This is a genomic window from Burkholderia sp. 567 (genome assembly GCF_040545115.1).
GTDB lineage: Bacteria > Pseudomonadota > Gammaproteobacteria > Burkholderiales > Burkholderiaceae > Burkholderia > Burkholderia ambifaria.
Genome location: NZ_JBEPLG010000005.1, coordinates 304931 through 323545, shown reverse-complemented (window position 1 = coordinate 323545; position 18615 = coordinate 304931). Strand labels below are relative to the sequence as shown.

Sequence of the window (18615 nt, the reverse complement as noted above, 5' to 3'; positions counted from 1 at the left end):
GCAATGGATGAGTCAGGCAGGACTGCGTGCTAATCGCACCAGTGACGTTGAGGCAACCATCTCACATGATTCGACGGGCCACACGCTGCATCGTGGCCTGACTTGGAAAGACGCATTCTGGGTAACGAGCGGCGTGCCGGCAGGCGTGCTGTTCACGATCGGCGGCGTGTGCGCGACGATCGGCCAGCCCGCGTGGGCGATCTGGATCGCCGCGATCACGATGGGGCTGATTCAAAGCGCGACTTATGCGGAAATATCCGGGCTATTTCCCCATAAATCGGGCGGCGCGTCCGTGTATGGCGCGATCGGCTGGGTCCGTTACAGCAAGCTGATTGCCCCGGTGTCCGTGTGGTGCAACTGGCTCGCGTGGTCGCCGATGCTCGCGCTCGGCTGCGGCCTCGCAGCAAGCTATGCGCTCACGAGTCTCTTTCCCGCCGATGCGGCGGTGTTGCACTGGCAACTCAGGATCGCGGATCTCGGTTTCATCAAGCCGGGTCTTTCCCTGCGAATCAACGCGACGTTCATCATCGCGACGATCCTGCTTCTCATCACGTTCAAGCTTCAGCACAGCGGCGCGTCGAAGGCTGCGCGCACGCAGCGCATTCTCGGCATTGCATCGCTCACGCCGCTGCTGATCGTCGGCATCGTGCCGTTCGTCACCGGCGACGTGCCGATGTCGAACCTGCTCCCGCTGCTGCCGCTCGGTCACGACGCGAACGGCAATCTCACGACCGCGACGTTCGGCTCATGGAACGGGCAGGGCGTGACGATGGCGCTCGGCGCGATGTTCATGGCGGGCTGGGCGTCGTACGGCTTCGAGACGGCCGTCTGCTATACGCGCGAATTCCGCGATCCGCGTCGCGACACCGCGAAGGCGATCTTCTGGTCGGGTGCGCTGTGTCTCGTCGTGATGACGCTCGTGCCTATGGCGTTCCAGGGCGCGCTCGGCACGCAGGCGATGCTCGATCCGGCGATCGGCGACGGCACCGGTGTCGCGGCCGCGATGGCGCGGATCGTCGGCGGCGGCGCATGGGTCGCGAATGCGGTCGTCGTGATGCTGATGCTGTCGATCCTGCTGATCGTGATGACGTCGATGATGGGCTCGTCGCGCACGCTGTATCAGGCATCGGTCGACGGTTGGCTGCCGAAGTACCTGTCGCACGTGAACGAGCACGGCTCGCCCACGCGCGCGATGTGGACCGATCTCGGCTTCAACCTCGTGTTGCTGATGATGTCGGACTACATGACGGTGCTGTCGATCTCGAACGTCTGCTACATGCTGTTCGTATTCCTGAATCTTCAGTCGGGCTGGATCCACCGGATGGATCGCGGCAACTGGGATCGGCCGTTCCGCTGCCCGACCTGGCTGCTCGTCGCCGGTTCGATTTGCGGCTACGCGAACCTCGTCTATGTCGGCGCTGGCGCGAACCTGCAGGGCGAAGGCACGCTGCGCAACGGGCTGATCGCGATGCTGCTGATCGTGCCGGTGTTCCTGTTCCGCCACTACTGGCAGGATCGCGGCCGCTTCCCCGCGCAGATGCAGCGCGACATGGAACTCGAAGTGCCGAAGCGTGCGCTGTGGCTGAGCCTGATGCCGTATGCGGCGCTGATCGGCGCGGCGCTCACGATCTGGTTGTCGTACTACTTGGCGTGGGTGAAGTAAGCAGCTGACGCGCACGCGCCCGCGCGACGCGTCGAACGTTAGGCGATAAAAAAACGACCGGCAGGTGCCGGTCGTTTTTTTTATTTGCTCGCCGCCCGACGAACACGGCGCCAGGCCCGCGACGCGCTTACGGAAACACCACCGTCCGATCGCCGTTCAGGAACACGCGGCGCTCGATGAACGCCTTCACCGCGCGCGCGAGCGTGATGGATTCGACGTCGCGACCGACCGCCAGCAACTGCTCCGGGCGCAGCGCATGATCGACACGTTCGACCACCTGCTCGATGATCGGACCTTCGTCGAGATCGTCGGTCACGAAGTGCGCGGTCGCGCCGATCAGCTTCACGCCGCGCGCATGCGCCTGGTGATACGGCTTCGCGCCCTTGAAGCCGGGCAGGAACGAGTGGTGGATATTGATCGCGCGGTTCGCGAGCTTCGCGCTCGTTTCCTGCGACAGCACCTGCATGTAGCGCGCGAGGATCACGAGTTCGGCGCCGCTCGACTCGAGGAAGTCGAGCCACTGCGCTTCCTGCTGCGCCTTGGTGTCGGGCGTGATCGGAAAATGGCGGAACGGCAGGCCGTGCTGCGCGGCGAGCGGCTCGAAGTCGGGATGGTTCGACACGATGCCGACGATGTCCATCTTCAGCTCGCCCATCCGCCAGCGGAACAGCAGGTCCGCGAGGCAGTGCTCGAGCTTCGACACCATGATCAGCACCTTCGGGCGCGCGTTCACGTCGTGGATCGCCCACTGCGTGTTGCCGTCGCGGCCGCCGAGCTCGGCCGCGATCGGCCCGAACTCCTGGCGCAGCGCGTCGATCTGCAGCGTCTCATCCGTCGGATGAAACACGCAGCGCACGAAGAAGTGGTTGCTGAGATCGTCGTCGAACACGTTCAATGCATCGACATAGCAGCGATGGCGCTCGAGAAAGCCGACGACGGCGGCGACCTGGCCGGCCGCGCTCGGGCACGACAGCGTCAGGACGAATTGATCGGGGCGTGAGTCGGCGGTCATGAGGTTCCTCGGATGTCTTGGGGCGCGAACCCGCGCGGCGGCGCACCGGGGCGCCACGCTAGCGGGTAGCGGGAGACTCAAGTAAATCAGGACGATTTGGGCGCGGATAGAACCAACCCGCCGTGTGGCTGGTATCGGCACGCCAGCGCGGCCGGGCGGGGCGGTGGGGCGATGGGTGGTGGACGGGCGGTCAGGCAGCCCGTCACGCGCACGCGCACGCGTCGAGCAGCCAGCGCCGGAACACGTGGGTCGCGTCCGTCTCGGGCCGCTGCGGCGGCCGCACGAGAAAATAGCCGCGCGACGTCACGACGGGCGCGTCGACGAGCTTCACGAGCTGCCCGGACGCGACGAGCTCGTCGACGAGCGGCGACCAGCCGAGCGCGACGCCCTCGCCGAGGAGCGCCGCATGGATCACCAGCGCGTAGCTGTTGAAGGTCACGCCGCGCGCGGCGGCCGGCGCGTCGAGGCCGTGCGCGTCGAACCAGCCGGCCCACGACAGCCAGCGCTCGGGGCGCGTCGGCTGCACGTGCAGCAGCGGCAGCGCGTGCAGGTGGTCCGGCCGCGCGACGTCCGGGTGCGCGGCGCGGAACGCGGGCGAGCAGACGGGCGTGACGGATTCGGGAAAGAGCCGGGCGGCCGTGCACGACGGCCAGTGGCCGTCGCCGAACAGGATCGCGATGTCGGCGTGGTCGCGCTGCGCGTCGTAATCCTGTGACGTGACGACCCGCACGTCGACGTCCGGCATCACGTGCTTCAGGCCCGCGAGGCGCGGCATCAGCCAGTAGGTCGCGAAGCCGAAATCCGTGACGATCGTGAGCGCGCCGTGCTCGCGGCGCGCGCGCAGCGTCGCGGTGGCGCCGCGCAGCGTGTCGAGACTTACCCTTACGGCTTCGTACAGACACTGGCCGTCGCTCGTCAGCGTGACGCCGCGCGGGCTGCGCTCGAACAGCGGCACGCCGAGCTCCGCCTCGAGCTGAAATACCTGCTGGCTCACGGCCGGCTGCGTCGAGCCGAGCTCGCGCGCGGCGGCCGTGAAGCTCTGGAGACGGGCGGCCGACTCGAACGCGCGCAGCGCCTGCATCGACGGTAACGCTTCGGATTTCGACATAAGTCTCTCTAATGGCCCCATAAGGGCCGGCCACCTTCCCGCCCGAATTCGGGCGGGGGATAGTGCTCTGGACGGCACGGCGCCGCGCCGGTCCTTCCGCGATTCTAGCCAGTCGCGGCCGGTGCGCGCGGGACTTTCTGCAAGCCGCGTCCGTCATGCCGGCTGCGTCGCTGCACGAGCGTCGCGCCGTTCCGTTCGAACACCGATTTCCCCACGACCGCGATGACGAACCCGACTCCCAACATCCTGATCCTGATGGCCGACCAGCTCACGCCGTTCGCGCTGCCGGCCTATGGCAACCGCGTCGCGCGCACGCCGACGCTCGACCGTCTCGCCGCGCAAGGCGTGGTGTTCGACGCCGCGTATTGCGCGAGCCCGCTGTGCGCGCCGTCGCGCTTCTCGCTGCTGACCGGCAAGCTGCCGTCCGGTATCGGCGCCTACGATAACGCCGCCGAATTGCCGGCGCAAACGCTGACGTTCGCGCATTACCTGCGCGCAGGCGGCTACCGCACGATGCTGTCGGGCAAGATGCATTTCTGCGGACCCGACCAGCTGCACGGTTTCGAGGAGCGGCTCACGACCGACATCTATCCGGCCGACTTCGGCTGGGTGCCCGACTGGGACCACCCGACCGAGCGGCCGAGCTGGTATCACAACATGAGCTCGGTGCTGGAGGCCGGCCCGTGCGTGCGCACGAACCAGCTCGACTTCGACGACGAGGTCACGTTCGCGGCCAAGCAGAAGCTGTACGACGTCGCGCGCGAGCGTGCGGCCGGGCACGACGCGCGGCCGTTCTGCATGGTCGTGTCGCTGACCCATCCGCACGATCCGTACGCGATCACGCGCGAATACTGGGATCTCTACAGCGACGACGAGATCGACATGCCGGCCGTGCGGCTCGATGCGGAGCAAAGTGATCCGCATTCGCAGCGGCTGCGCTTCGTCTGCGAAAACGACCGCACGCCGCCGACCGACGCGCAGATCCGCGCCGCGCGCCGCGCGTACTACGGCGCGACGTCATACGTCGACGCGCAGTTCGGCAGCGTGCTGGCCGCGCTCGAGCAATGCGGGTTCGCCGACGACACGATCGTGATCGTCACGTCCGACCACGGCGACATGCTCGGCGAGCGCGGGCTCTGGTACAAGATGACGTTCTTCGAAGGCGGCTGCCGCGTGCCGCTGATCGTCCACGCGCCGGGCCGCTTCGACGCCGCGCGCGTGCGCGGGCCCGTGTCGCACCTCGACCTGCTGCCGACGCTCGTCGACTTGACCGGCGCGGCGCCCGCCGGCGGCTGGCCGGACCTGGTCGATGGCGCGAGCCTCGTGCCGCATCTGCAAGGCGCGCCCGCGCACGACGTCGCACTGGGCGAATACCTCGCGGAAGGGGCGGTCGCGCCGGTCGTGATGATCCGCCGCGGCGACTGGAAGTACGTGCATTGCCCGGCCGACCCCGACCAGCTCTACCACCTCGCCGACGATCCGCGCGAGCGCACGAACCTGGCCGGCCTGCCCGAAGCCGCCGACGTGCTCGCCGCGTTCCGCGCGGAGGCAGCGCAGCGCTGGAACCTGCCGGAACTCGACGCGCAGGTGCGCGCGAGCCAGCGGCGGCGCCGCTTCCATTACGCGGCGACGACGCAGGGCCGCATCCAGGCGTGGGACTGGCAGCCGTTCACCGATGCGAGCCAGCGCTACATGCGCAATCACATCGAACTCGATACGCTCGAAGCGATGGCGCGCTTTCCGCGCGTCGGGCGCTGAACGATCCGCACACGGTCATTGACGAACGACGAAGGAGACGCACCATGAAACGGCAATCCCATGCAGCAATCCGCAAGCTCGGCACGGCGCTCGCCGCGGCCGCATGCGTGCTGGCGACGCAGCCCGCGCACGCGGCCGATCCGCAGACGTGTCGCGACGTGAAGATGGCGGCGCCCGGCTGGACGGACATCGACGCGACCAACGCGATGGCCGGCGTCGTGCTGAAGGCGCTCGGCTATCGGCAGGACGTCGCGAACCTGTCGGTGCCGATCACGTACCAGGGCTTGAAGAAAGGGCAGGTGGACGTGTTCCTCGGCAACTGGATGCCCGCGCAGGCACCGCTCGTGAAGCCGTTCGTCGACGAGAAGTCGATCGACGTGCTGCACGCGAACCTGAGCGGCGCGAAGTTCACGCTGGCCGTGCCCGACTACGTCGCGGCCGCGGGCGTGCGCACGTTCGCCGATCTCGCGCGCTACGCCGATCGCTTCGGCGACAAGATCTACGGGATCGAGCCCGGCGCGCCCGCGAACCAGAACATCAAGCGGATGCTGTCCGACCATGCACTCGGCCCCGCGAACTGGTCGCTCGTCGAATCGAGCGAGACGGGCATGCTCACGCAGGTCGAGCGTGCGGTGCGCGACAAGCGCTGGATTGTATTTCTCGCGTGGGAGCCGCATCTGATGAACACCAAGTTCCACCTGACCTACCTGTCGGGCGGCGACGCGTATTTCGGTCCGAACTACGGCGGCGCGACGGTCAACACGGTCACGCGTCCGGGCTTTGCCGGCCAGTGCGCGAACCTCGCGCGCCTGTTCCGGCAGATGACGTTCTCCGTCGACGTCGAGAACCGGATCATCGCCGACATGCTCGATCACAAAACGTCGCCCGCGCTCGCGGCGCAACACGTGCTGAAGGCCGACCCGGCACTCGTCGAGGGCTGGCTGGACGGCGTGACGACCGCGTCCGGCACGCCGGCGCTGCCGGCCGTGCGCGCGGCGCTCGACGCCCGCTGACCTGCCTCCGGGCGGCCGGTTTTTGCCGCGCCGCCCGTCTCCGTGTTTTCCCGACCAGTCGCATCGAGACCATTTGGTGTCGCCTTCAGACGGGTGACCCGAAATATGGGTTTGTATTTTTCGCCAATGGCTACGTTATTGCGGAAAACGAAATACCGCAGCCAGCAGACGTACCGAATTCGAATCAGCCGGCGTATTGCGGCGCGCGCCAGGCCACGGTTCGTTCCATCGAACGGTTCAGGGAGGGTGGTCGATAATGAAGCAAAAGAAAGTTGCCGTAGCCGCTGCGCTTGCATGCGCGGCCTGTATTCCCGCCATCGGCCATGCACAGAGCAGCGTGACGCTGTACGGGATTCTCGACGCGGGCATCACCTACGTGAACAACACGGGCGGCTCGCACGTGGTCAAGTTCGACGACGGCGTCGCATACGGGAACCGTTTCGGCCTGAAAGGCACGGAAGATCTCGGCGGCGGCCTGAAGGCCGTGTTCGTGCTCGAGAGCGGTTTCCACCTCGGCAACGGGCAGCTCGGCTTCGGCGGGTCGGAGTTCGGTCGGCAGGCTTATGTCGGTCTGCAGAACGACTGGGGCACGCTGTCGTTCGGCAACCAGCTCGACATCACCAACGAACTGGTATCGATCTACAACATCTCCGCGTGGGGCAGCGGCTATGCGATCCACCAGGGCGACTTCGACCGCTTCAACGGTGACCGCCTGCCGAACTCGGTCAAATTCCTGTCGAACGACCTGAGCGGCTTCAAGTTCGGCGCGATGTACTCGTTCGGCAACGTCGCCGGCAACTTCCACCGCAACAGCGCATGGAGCGCGGGCGCGAGCTACACGAAGGGCGACTTCTCGATCGGCGCCGCGTACACGCGCCTGAACAACCCGAACGGCATCTACGCGTTCGACCCGTACGCGATGATCGGCACGCATACGTTCCTCGGCCAGCAGACCGTCACCGTCGATCCGGCGACCGGCGCGCGCACCGACCTGTTCGCGAATACCGCGATGGACGTCGACAGCCAGGGCACGTTCGGCGTCGGCACGAGCTACACGATCGGCAAGCTGACGCTCGACGCGAACTACTCGTACACGACGATCAAGGGCTTCGGCCAGTCGTCGCACATGCAGGTGTACGAAGGTGGCGGCCTGTATCAGTTCACGCCGGCGCTGAGCTTCATCGCGGGCTACCAGCACACGCGCTTCGAAGGCCACCACTGGAACCAGGGCACGGCCGGCCTGCACTACCTGCTGTCGAAGCGCACCGACGTGTACATCTCCGGCGATTACCTGCGCGCGTCGCACGGTGTCGATGCGGTGGTCGGCTACAGCTTCACGCCGTCGACCACGCAGACGCAGGCCGACGTGCGGATCGGCATGCGGCATTCTTTCTGAGTGGGGTGAGGTAGATCTTTCGACGTCTTCAGCGAGGTCTCTCTTTGGCGCGAACCACGGTTCGCGCTTTTTTTTTTGTGGGGCGTTGGCTTCGTGCCGCGTGCGTGGGTGTCGCGGGCGCGGCGCGGGGCGGTTGGCGATATCATCGCGGTTTGGCCGCATCGCGCATCGCCGATCGCCCGTTCCCCTCCGATGACGCCTCCTCGATGACCACCCCGTTACCCGACTCCAGCACTGCATCCGCGTTACCCGCCAACCTGTTCCGCCACGCACCGTTCCAGCGCTTCTGGGGCACGCGCGTGATGTCGTCGCTGGCGTTCCAGATCCTGTCGGTCGCGATCGGCTGGTATGTCTATACGCTCACGCACAGCGCGTTCGCGCTTGGTCTCGTCGGCCTCGCGCAGTTCGTGCCGATGTTCGCGCTGACGCTCGTCGTCGGGCAGGTGGCCGACCGCTACGACCGCCGGCGCATCGCGACGATCTGCCAGAGCGTCGAGGCGCTGGCCGCCGGCGTGTTCCTGTTCGGCGCGGCGAAAGGCGGGCTCACCGAACCGGCCGTGTATGCGCTCGCGGCGATCGTCGGCACCGCGCGCGCATTCGAATCGCCGTCGGTGTCGTCGTTGCTGCCGGCCGTCGTGCCGCGCAGCGACCTGCCGCGCGCGACCGCGCTGTCGACGTCCGCCAACCAAGCCGCGCAAATTCTCGGGCCCGCGTTCGGCGGGCTGCTGTACGGCATCGGTGCGCCCGCCGCGTTCGGCACGAGCGTGGTCGCGTTTGCGATCGCCGCGGTGCTGAGCGGCACGATTCCGCTGCGCAGCGCGCCGCCGGCCCGCGAGCCGGTCACGCTGCGTTCGGTGTTCTCGGGCATCGCGTTCATCCGGCGCGAACCGGCGATCCTCGGCGCGCTGTCGCTCGACCTGTTCGCGGTGCTGTTCGGCGGCGCGACCGCGCTGCTGCCGATCTACGCACGCGACATCCTGCAGGTTGGACCGTGGGGGCTCGGCGCGTTGCGCGCGGCGCCGGCGGTCGGTGCGCTCGCGGGTACGCTGTGGCTCACGCGTTTTCCGCTGAAGGGGCGGCCGGGCCGCGCGATGTTCGGCGGCGTGATCGCATTCGGCATCGCGACGATCGTGTTTGGGCTGTCGACGCATTTCGCGGTGTCGCTCATCGCGCTGGCGGCGTTGGGCGCGTCGGACGTGGTGAGCGTCGTCGTGCGCCTGTCGCTCGTGCAGTTGCGTACGCCCGACGACATGCTCGGGCGCGTGAGCGCGGTCAACTCGTTGTTCATCGGCACGTCGAACCAGCTCGGCGAATTCGAATCGGGCGTGACGGCTGCGTGGTGGGGCGCGCCGGCGGCGATCGTGGTCGGCGGCGCGGCGACGATCGCCGTGGCGCTCACGTGGATGCGCTTGTTTCCGACCTTGCGGAACATGAAGTCGCTGGAGCGCGATCATTGAGCGGCCGCGTTCACTGCAATTCATTTCAAAATGCTTTCTTGTTTCAATCAAATGCCAAACGGAATTCGGCTGGATAATCGTCTGATTAATTGGTCGGCCCACCGTCGTTTTCGATTGGACTGAAGCGTCAGCCAGTTCGACGAGGCCGGAAAACGAAAAAGGGGCTCTTCCGTCAATGTCTTGACACACAAGGCCTCAGGCGGCATTCGTCCGATGAAACAACGGATTTAAATTACGAAATCCATTCGGAAAATTACATAAAACTTTCCGTAATTTTCTGAAACATCGTGCTTTCGTATGACGAAGCGGTTATCAATTGAAACAAAAAGAAATACATGGAATGATACCGATTCTCATTTCCGTGACCGGTGCGGCGACTGCCGCCGGTGACTCGTCAACCCTAGCCAGCTAGTGCCGTCGGCCTGATTGCCGGTGGCCCGCAAGCCATCGCATCCGTGCCTCGTGCGCGCGCCTCGGCGCGTGTCCACGCGGGGCGGTTTCACTCCGACTGGATTTCCATGCTGAACAGGACCCCGTTCGCGAGCGCGCTCGCGCTGGCCTTTGCTTTGCCTATCGCTTCGCCCGCACTCGCTCAGAGCACGAACGCCGAACCGTCGCCGGCCACCGCCGCGAAACCGGGCGATGCGCCGCCGGCCGCCACCGCCGCCGCGCGCGAGACGCTGCCGACGATCAGCGTGTCGGGGCAGGCCGTGCAACAGGACTTCCAGGCCGAGCGCTCGAGCGTCGGCGCGAAAACCCCGACCGCGTTGCGCGACATTCCGCAGTCGGTCACGGTGATCAACAAGGCGCTGATGGAGTCGCAAGGGCTCACGTCGTTCCAGGACGCGCTGCGCAATGCGCCGGGCATCACGATCGGCGGCGCGGAAGGCGGGCAGATCGGCAACAACATCAACCTGCGCGGCTTCACCGCGCAGAACGACATCTATCTCGACGGCTTTCGCGACCGCAACCAGTACTACCGCGACACGTTCGACCTCGATTCGGTCGAGGTGCTGTACGGCCCGTCGTCGATGCTGTTCGGGCGCGGTTCGACGGGCGGCGTGATCAATCAGGTGTCGAAGAAGGCGAACCTGAAGCCGTCGGCCGAGGTGTCGACGACGATCGGCACCAACGACCGCTACCGCACGAGCGTCGACCTGAACCGGCCGCTGGGTGCGACGTCGGCGTTCCGCATCAACGCATTCGGCCAGTCGCTCGGCTCGACGCGCGACGTGATGAAGAACAAGGACTACGGGATCGCACCGGAGCTGCGCTTCGGTATCGGCACGCCGACCGAGGTGACGCTGTCCGCGCTGATCCAGCACAACTACGACATGCCCGACTACGGCGTGCTCGCGGTCAACGGCCATCCGGCGCCGGTGCCGAAGAACACCTTCTATGGCCTCACCGACGACCGCACGATCCAGGACGTGCAGACCGTGTCCGCACGCATCGATCATCGCGTCAACGATGCGCTGACGATCAGCAACCGCACGTCGTTCTCGCACTCGATGACCGATGCGCGCGAGACGGCCGCGAACGCGGTGCTGACCGGGCCGCTGTCGTCGAGCACCGCGCTGACGAACGGCAACTACACGTCGTTGCCGATGTCCGCGCTGTACGTGAGGCTCGCGAGCCACGACCGCGTGATCGAAAACCATTCGGTCGACAACGACACGATGGCGCATTTCAAGTTCGACACGGGCTTCGTGAAGCACGACTTGATCGCCGGCGTCGAGGTCGGCCACGACAGCTACACGAACCAGGCGTACACGCGAAGCGGTCTGCCGATCCTGTCGCTGATCAACCCGGCCTACCTGGCGTCGACGCCGACCAACGCGACGCAGACGCCGGCCAACCACGCCGAATCGGGCGCGACCACGCTCGCGGCATACATGAACGACACGGTGTCGATCGGCCGCGACTGGAAATTCGTCGGCGGGCTGCGCTGGGATCGCTTCCAGGCGCATCTCGCGAACACGGTGAGCGCGCCCCGCTATGCATCGCAGACCAACTATTTCACGAGCGTGCGGGCCGGCGTGATCTACCAGCCGACCGAATCGCAGTCGTACTACTTCTCGTACGGCACGTCGTTCAACCCGTCGCTCGAGACGCTGACGGTCACGAACAACACGCAGAACCTGTCGCCCGAGCATACGAAGTCGTACGAGGTCGGCGGCAAGTGGGATCTGCTGAACGACAACCTGTCGGTCACGTCGGCGCTGTTCCAGCAGGAGAAGAGCAACGCGCGCACGCAGACGTCGACGGGTGAATACCTGCTCGAAGGCGACGTGCGCGTGCGCGGCTTCCAGGCGAGCGTGACGGGCCACATCACGCCGAAGTGGCAGGTGTTCGGCAGCTACACGTACATGAACGGCGTGATCCTGAGCGCGCGCGACGGCACGCAGGGCAAGACGCTCGCGAATACGCCGCGCAACACGTTCACGCTGTGGACCACGTATGCGTTCACGCCGCACTGGGAGATCGGCGGCGGCCCGACGTACATGTCGGGACGCTACGCGGCGAACACGGACTACGTGCAGGTGGGCGGCTACACGCGCTGGGATGCGACGGCCGCGTATCACGCGAAGCAGTGGGACCTGCGCCTGAACCTGCTGAACCTGACCAACAAGTTCTATTACGATGCGTTGATCCAGTCGGACGGCGGCCGTGCTGTGCCGGGCGTCGGGCGCACGTTCCTCGCGACGCTCGACTACCGGTTCTGAGCGACACGCGAGCCGCCGCGCCATTCGATGAAAGAGGGGAAACGATGCTTGTACACATCCCGAACGTGCTGACGCCCGAGCAGGTGAGCATGGTGCGCGACCGGCTCGACCGCGCGGGCGACGCGTGGGTCGACGGCCGTGCGACGGCCGGCTATACGGGCGCGCCGGTCAAGCGCAACCAGCAGATCGCCGAGCATTCGCCTATCGCGCGCGAACTCGGCGACGTGATTCTCGCCGCGCTCGAGCGCAATCCGCTGTTCATCAGCGCGGCGCTGCCGAACCAGGTCTATCCGCCGCTGTTCAACCGCTACGAAGGCGGGATGACGTTCGGCAGTCACGTCGACGGCGCGGTGCGCGTGCTGCCGAACGGCGTGAAGCTGCGCACCGACGTGTCCGTCACGTTGTTCCTGTCGGCGCCCGACGAATACGACGGCGGCGAACTCGTGATCGAGGACGCGTACGGCGTGCAGCAGGTCAAGCTGCCGGCCGGCGACATGATCGTCTATCCGGCGACGAGCCTGCACCAGGTCACGCCGGTTACGCGCGGCGTGCGCGTCGCGAGCTTCTTCTGGGTGCAGAGCCTCGTGCGCAGCGATGCGCAGCGCGCGCTGCTGTTCGACATGGACACCGCGATCCAGCGGCTCAACGCGAGCGGCGCCGATACCGACGCATGCCGCAGTCTGGTTGGTTGTTATCACAATCTTTTGCGAATCTGGAGCGAAACGTGAGCGTGGCCGATCCCATCGAAATCGATACGGCGCCCGTGTCGCCCGCGTCACGCATTGCGCCGGGCGCGCGTCCGGCCGGCGCCGGCCGCGCGCGATCGCGCCGCGGTACGTTCATCAAGTGGCTGCGCAAGGTGCACGGCTGGGTCGGCCTGTGGGGCGCCGCGCTCGGCCTGCTGTTCGGCGCGACGGGGTTCCTGCTGAATCATCGTGCGCCGCCGCTGCGGATCCAGACCGGTGCGCCGCAGGTGGAGACGTTGCGGCTCGACGTGCCCGACCCGGAACCCGATTCGCCGCTCGCGCTCGCGCAATGGTTGCGCGGGCAACCGGATCTGCATTTGCCGGAACGGATGGGCCGCGTGCAGAAGGAACCCGAGCATCCGGTCGCATGGGGCGAGCGCGAGACCGTGCAGCCCGAGCACTGGCAACTCGTGTTCGCGTCGCCGCGTGAAAGCGTCGCCGTCGACTACTGGGTCGGCAGCGACACGATGACGCTCAAGCGCACCGACAACACCACGCTCGCGTGGCTGACGAACCTGCACAAGGGCGTCGGGATGAGCATCGGCTGGGTGCTGCTCGTCGACACGCTCGCGGGCGCGTTGATCCTGCTGTCGCTGACGGGCGTGCTGTTGTGGACGGAGCTGAACAAGCGCAAGACGATCGGCGCGGTGCTCGTGATCGGCTCGATCGTCGCGATCGTGTGGGCGGCCGGCGCGTAACGGGTAACGCGCGGGTGACGCCCGGTTGACGCTCAGGCGCCGGCGTCGCGCGTGACCTGCACGGCCGTGCCGTAGCAGATGACTTCCGTGATGCCCGATCCGATCTCGGTCGAATCGTAGCGCATCGCGACGATCGCATTCGCGCCGAGCTTGCGCGCCTCGGCGAGCATCTTGTCGAACGCCTGCTGGCGCGCCTTCTCGCACAGCGACGTATAGAGCGTGATGTTGCCGCCGAAGATGGTCTGCAGCCCCGCGCCGAACGAGCCGACGATCGAGCGTGAGCGCACGACGATGCCCTGTGCGACGCCGAGCGAGCGCGCCGTCGTATGGCCGGCCAGGTCGAACGCGGTCGTGACGCGCTCGGGCGTGAGATCGCTGATGGAGCGGGAGAAATCGTTCATGGCGGTGCACGGTGGCGCGGAAGTGATCGAACGACGATTCTATCCGGAACCGGAACCGCGCTCGAACGGGCGCGCATGCCACGCGCGCCCGGTGCGGCCCGAGGTGCGATCAGGGTTTGACGGCCGCGCTGCCGTCGCCGCCGAGATCGACCGCATACGCGAGCGCCAGCTTGCCGAACTTCAGCGCGTGGTTCGCCTGCCGATCCGAATTCTCCAGCGTGTCGTTCACGGTATGGATGTAGGGACTGTCATTCTGGTCGGCCTCGAACGGGAACGACGCCGGATAGCCCTGCGCGTTCCACGACGCGTGATCCGAGCACGCATACCCGCACTGCGACGTGCCGATCGCGAGTTCCGGCAGGTAGGTCTTCGCGAGGTTCGTCAGGTAGGTGTTCTGCGCGGCGTTCGTATAGTCGGTGATCAGGTAGATGTCTTTCGGATCGCCTTTGTAGTTCGTCATGTCGAGCTGCAGCACGCCGACCACGTTCGCATTCTGCGCGCGGAACTGCTTCGCGATCGCCTTCGAGCCAAGCAGGCCGGCTTCCTCGGCCGCGTAGCCGACGAACTTGATCGTCCGCTTCGGCCGGTAGTCGTTCGCGAGCAACACGCGCAGCGCTTCGGTCAGGCTGGCGATACCGGACGCATCGTCGTCCGCGCCGGGCGAGCGCGTGTTTTCCGTCGTGCGGCCGACCGTCGAATCGAGGTGGCCGCCCAGCACGACCGTGCCCGCGGCCGGATCGCTGCCGCGGATCGTCAGGATCACCGATTTTTGCGGGAAGCTCGTATGCGTGAACTGTTCGACGGTGATGTCGGCGCGTGAGCCGGCGAGCTGCTTCCACTGCAGCGCGAGCCAGTCCGACGCGGCGACACCATGCGACGTCGTGTAATAGCGGTTCGTGAAGCCGGACAGCGACGTGATCGTGCCGACGATGTTGCTGGCCTGCAGTTGCTGGATCCAGGTGCCGATCCGCGGTGCGTTCGACACCGTGTAGGCGGGCAGGGCGGCCTGCTTCGCGACTGTCGCCGATACCGGCTGCAACGCCTGGCGTGCGTCGTCGAACGAGTCGTGCACGATGTAGCCGGGCCCGTGGCCGCGCGCACGGTGTACCGCGTGCGCCAGCTCGCCGAGCCGGGCATCGTCGATCTCGACGATATGCACGGTTTCGCGGCGCACGGCGCCGTCGGCGGCCTTGCCGGCGTCGAGCGTCGTGCTGTATTGCGCGGTTGCGCTTGCATCGATGCGTTGAAGCTGCCGGAACGCGGTGTCGCCGAGCGTGATCCATACGGGCGCGGCCTGTGCGGCGGCGGTCAGCAGCATGCCGCCCAGCGCGGCGCTCAGGCGGGTCAATGTCAGAGTAGGCATGTTCGATCTCGTGAGGGTAGCGATGTCGAGGAAAGGGCGCGCCGCAGGTCGTGCGGCGCCCCCGCCTGCTGCGGAATTACGACTTCTGCGGCACGGTCACGCCGTACGTGCAGCTCTTGTTGTACGCGTTGCCGATCGCCGTGAGCTGCGCGCTGCTGTAGCCGAGCGCGGCCGCGGCCGTCAGCACGGCCTGCGCGGCGGCCTTCTGGTTCGTCGAGCTGTTGGTCATCGACAGCCCCTTCAGGAACGCCTTGTCCATTGCCTGCGCGCCGATCGCGTCGCGCGCGACGAGGTTGCACGACGCCCAGTACTGGCCCGCCGTGTGGATCTCCGCGCCGCGCGCCTGTGCGTAGGTGCGCCCGACGTTCCAGTTTGTCACGCGGCCGCCCCAGTATTCGTTGTGGCCGTCCCAGTTGTAGACCCACTGATACTGCGTGTCCGACGGGCTCCACTGATTGAAGTCGCGGCTGTACGCGGCGGCGAGATAATCGCCGGTGCCTTCCGACAGGCCTTCCTGTTGCGACAGGCCGCCGTTGGTCACCCAGTCGTGGATGCCGTGGCCGAGCTCGTGGATCACGACGTCCGCATCTTCCGCATCGTCGACGCCGCCCTGACCGAAGGTCAGCCGGCCGCTGCTCGACGAGTACGACGAGTTGTCGTCGCCCGATTCGCCGTGCGGGTCGTACTGCACGCCGCCCGTGTACTGGTACGGCAGCGCCTTGATGCCGAGCGTCTGGTTCACGTAGCGCAGGAACGTGTCGATGTGGTAGTACACGTTCACCGCTTCGAAATAGAGGTTGCCGCGCGTGAATTCGAACGTCGGCGTTGCCTGCGCCGGGCACGCGCCGTCGCGCGGCGCATCGTAATCGACGCACGACGCATACGGTCCCGACAGCGTGTAGCGCGAGCCCGACAGCGCGAGGTCCTTCAGCGTCACGCGCACGCGCGCGGCCGTGAGCTGCGTGGAATCGACGTCGTTGCTGTCCTTGTAGCCGGTGCTGCCGTAGCTGCTTTTCGTCGAAGACAGCGGATCCGGCCGAAACACGAAGCCGGTGCCGTCGGTCGCATAGAACGCCTTGTCCTCGGCGCGCAGCACTTCGCCGCTGTCCGCGTCGATCAGCAGTTCCCAGTCGCCTTTCGGGCCGTCCTGCGGGCGGCCGCGCACCTTCCACGCGGTATGCGTGCCGGCCTTGTCGACGAACGCGACGAGTTGCGCGTCGAGGTGCGTGAAGCCGCTTACGCCGAGATACGCACGGGCACGGTCGAGCGCCTGCTGCTGGTCGACCGCCTGCGCCTTGCGCGCGGTGGCGATCACGCCGCTGATCGTGTTGCTCGCGACGTACAGGATGCGGCCGTCCTTCGCGACGGTCACCGCGATCTCGCTGCCGTACACGGGCAGCCCGGCCGCCTGCTGCTGGAAGCGCACGACGGTGAAGTCGGCGTCGTTGCGCTCCGACGTCACCACGAGGCTCGCCAGCGCGGCCGCGTCGAGCCCGAGCTGCGTCGCCTGCGACGCGACGAAATCGCGCGCGGTGGCGGCGGGCGTGGCGGCCGCCTTCTTCGCGTGATACGCGGGGTTGTACAGCGTGACGGCGACGCCGTCGGCGCGGAACTGCCCGGCGGCCGTATCGGTCCTGGCCGCGGCCGGCGCCGACGCGACGCCGCGTGTCAGGCTTTCGCGCAGGCTCGACGCCTGCGGGTTCCCGACCTTGGAATCGGCCGCGCTGTCGCCGACGATGCCGAAACCGAGCGCGAGACCCAGGGCGAGCGGCAATGCTTTGCGTGATGTCTGCATACGTGATCCTCATCTCAACGGTTGGACACGCCCGCGCGCTTGTGGCGAGCAGGCACGACACGGCCCGCGCGCCGGCTCGATGGAACCGGTGCGGCGTAGCGGTGCTGGGAGCGTCGACTGACTAAGGATGACTAAGCGTCAGGTCGAAACGAATCGGGAAGGAACGGCGGCGGGGAAGCGAACGGCAGGCAGGTGCGGCGACGGCGAAGCGAGCATCGTCATGTCATACCCCTCGGATCGGCATTGAGATCGATTTGGCAGCCTGCGTGGCGCGACGTGCGCGGCCCCGGGCTCTCATCTCCTTAGGGCTGCCTATCTAATTGCGAGGTATGTTACAGAACATTTTCGGCGACATTGCAAATTATTTTCGAAGCCTGCTTCGGTCCGTCGATCATTCGCCGGCATTGTTCAGCGAATGGCGGCAAACGCAGCCGGCGCACGCAATAGCGCGCCGGATTGTACGCAAAAGCAGCGCCGTTCAGCGCGTCGCGCGGCGGTCGCTGCGCGGGCTCACGCCGAAACGCGAGCGGTACGTGCGCGAGAAATGCGACGGCGATTCGAAGCCGCACGCGACGCACACCGACGTGATGCTCATGTCGGTCTGCTGCAGCAGTTCGCGCGCACGGTCGAGGCGCAGGTTCAGGTAGAAGTGCGTCGGCGTGTCGTTCAGCGTCGCGCTGAACAGCCGTTCGAGCTGGCGCCGCGTGACCGATATCTCCTGCGCGAGTGCGTCGGAGCCGAGCGGGTTCTCCATGTGCCGTTGCATCGTGCCGATCACCTGGATCAGCTTGCGGTTGTGCACGCCGTAGCGCGCGGCGATCTCGAGCCGCTGGCTGTCCGAACGCTGCCGGATGCGGCTCACGACGAACTGCTCGGAGATCGCCGCCGCGAGTTCGGCGCCATGCCGGCGGCCGATCAGGTCGAGCATCATGTCGATCGACGCGGTGCCGCCCGCGCAGGTGATGCGCCGCTCGCCGATCTCGAACAGCTCCTGCGTCACGTTCAGGCCCGGGTAGCGTTCACGGAACGCGGCAAGCGCTTCCCAGTGCAGCGTGAGCGTTTGCGATGCGTCGAACAGCCCGGCTTCCGCAAGCACGAAGCTGCCGGTGTCGATGCCGCCGAGCGTCGCGCCATGGCGATTCTGGCGGCGCAGCCAGTCGGCGAGCGCGCGGTCGTAGCACACGAGCGGATCGAAGCCCGCGACCACGAACACCGTGTCGACCTGCGCGACGTCCGCGCACGCGGCTTCGGCCGCGACCGGGATGCCGTTGCTCGCGGCGACGGGCGCGCCGTCCGCGCTGATCACGTGCCAGCGGTACAGCTCGGTGCGGAACCGGTTCGCGACGCGCAACGGTTCGACCGCGGACATGAAGCCGAGCGCGGAGAAGCCGGGCAGCAACAGGAAATGGAAATCCTCTGGCATCGGGGCGTGGGGTGGAATCGGGTGGGCGTCGCGCACCGCGCGGCACGGTGCGGCGA

14 protein-coding genes are annotated in these 18615 nt (G+C 66.8%); 8 read left to right on the top strand and 6 right to left on the bottom strand.

Going from position 1 to position 18615, the window contains the following annotated elements:
* Positions 1-7 precede the first annotated feature (7 nt).
* Positions 8-1663: a trimethylamine N-oxide permease gene (locus ABIC50_RS17240; protein ID WP_354165672.1), complete on the top strand. Its 1656-nt coding sequence runs from the start codon at positions 8-10 to the stop codon at positions 1661-1663.
* A 127-nt stretch (positions 1664-1790) separates the two neighbouring features.
* On the opposite strand, the gene purU is transcribed toward ABIC50_RS17240, so the two are convergent.
* Positions 1791-2675: a formyltetrahydrofolate deformylase gene (gene purU / locus ABIC50_RS17235; RefSeq protein ID WP_105831822.1), complete on the bottom strand. Its 885-nt coding sequence runs from the start codon at positions 2673-2675 to the stop codon at positions 1791-1793.
* 202 nt (positions 2676-2877) lie between these two features.
* On the bottom strand, positions 2878-3804 hold the full coding sequence (locus tag ABIC50_RS17230) for a choline sulfate utilization transcriptional regulator (RefSeq protein ID WP_011659459.1): 927 nt from the start codon (positions 3802-3804) through the stop codon (positions 2878-2880).
* A 201-nt stretch (positions 3805-4005) separates the two neighbouring features.
* Here ABIC50_RS17230 and betC point away from each other — a divergent pair, with 201 nt between their 5' ends.
* From betC to ABIC50_RS17195, 7 genes are all read left to right on the top strand, one after another.
* Positions 4006-5541 carry a choline-sulfatase gene (gene betC, locus ABIC50_RS17225; protein ID WP_354165669.1) on the top strand — a complete coding sequence of 512 codons (1536 nt, stop codon included), beginning with the start codon at positions 4006-4008 and terminating at the stop codon, positions 5539-5541.
* 44 nt (positions 5542-5585) lie between these two features.
* Entirely contained in the window at positions 5586-6554 is a 969-nt protein-coding gene (gene choX, locus ABIC50_RS17220) for a choline ABC transporter substrate-binding protein (RefSeq protein WP_175667193.1), read from the top strand.
* A gap of 256 nt (positions 6555-6810) precedes the next feature.
* On the top strand, positions 6811-7950 hold the full coding sequence (locus tag ABIC50_RS17215) for a porin (protein ID WP_006749535.1): 1140 nt from the start codon (positions 6811-6813) through the stop codon (positions 7948-7950).
* Between the two features lie 206 nt (positions 7951-8156).
* A complete protein-coding gene (locus ABIC50_RS17210) occupies positions 8157-9407 on the top strand; it encodes an MFS transporter (protein ID WP_354165666.1) in 1251 nt (416 codons plus the stop codon).
* A gap of 518 nt (positions 9408-9925) precedes the next feature.
* On the top strand, positions 9926-12133 hold the full coding sequence (locus ABIC50_RS17205) for a TonB-dependent receptor (RefSeq protein ID WP_354165663.1): 2208 nt from the start codon (positions 9926-9928) through the stop codon (positions 12131-12133).
* A 44-nt stretch (positions 12134-12177) separates the two neighbouring features.
* Positions 12178-12861 carry a Fe2+-dependent dioxygenase gene (locus tag ABIC50_RS17200; RefSeq protein WP_011659455.1) on the top strand — a complete coding sequence of 228 codons (684 nt, stop codon included), beginning with the start codon at positions 12178-12180 and terminating at the stop codon, positions 12859-12861.
* The gene (locus ABIC50_RS17195; RefSeq protein WP_354165660.1) at positions 12858-13577 is read left to right on the top strand and encodes a PepSY-associated TM helix domain-containing protein; all 720 of its coding nucleotides are present in this window, start codon (positions 12858-12860) and stop codon (positions 13575-13577) included. The genes ABIC50_RS17200 and ABIC50_RS17195 overlap by 4 nt, the downstream gene beginning before the upstream one ends.
* Before the next feature lie 32 nt (positions 13578-13609).
* On the opposite strand, the gene ABIC50_RS17190 is transcribed toward ABIC50_RS17195, so the two are convergent.
* The 4 genes from ABIC50_RS17190 to ABIC50_RS17175 form a co-directional block, all read right to left on the bottom strand.
* Positions 13610-13978 carry a YbjQ family protein gene (locus tag ABIC50_RS17190; RefSeq protein ID WP_354165657.1) on the bottom strand — a complete coding sequence of 123 codons (369 nt, stop codon included), beginning with the start codon at positions 13976-13978 and terminating at the stop codon, positions 13610-13612.
* 109 nt (positions 13979-14087) lie between these two features.
* A complete protein-coding gene (locus tag ABIC50_RS17185) occupies positions 14088-15341 on the bottom strand; it encodes a M20/M25/M40 family metallo-hydrolase (RefSeq protein ID WP_354165654.1) in 1254 nt (417 codons plus the stop codon).
* Positions 15342-15417: 76 nt separating this feature from the next.
* Complete coding sequence (locus tag ABIC50_RS17180; protein ID WP_354165652.1) at positions 15418-17136, bottom strand: M36 family metallopeptidase; 1719 nt, start codon at positions 17134-17136, stop codon at positions 15418-15420.
* Between the two features lie 478 nt (positions 17137-17614).
* The gene (locus ABIC50_RS17175; RefSeq protein WP_011659450.1) at positions 17615-18559 is read right to left on the bottom strand and encodes a GlxA family transcriptional regulator; all 945 of its coding nucleotides are present in this window, start codon (positions 18557-18559) and stop codon (positions 17615-17617) included.
* Between the last annotated feature and the right edge of the window lie 56 nt (positions 18560-18615).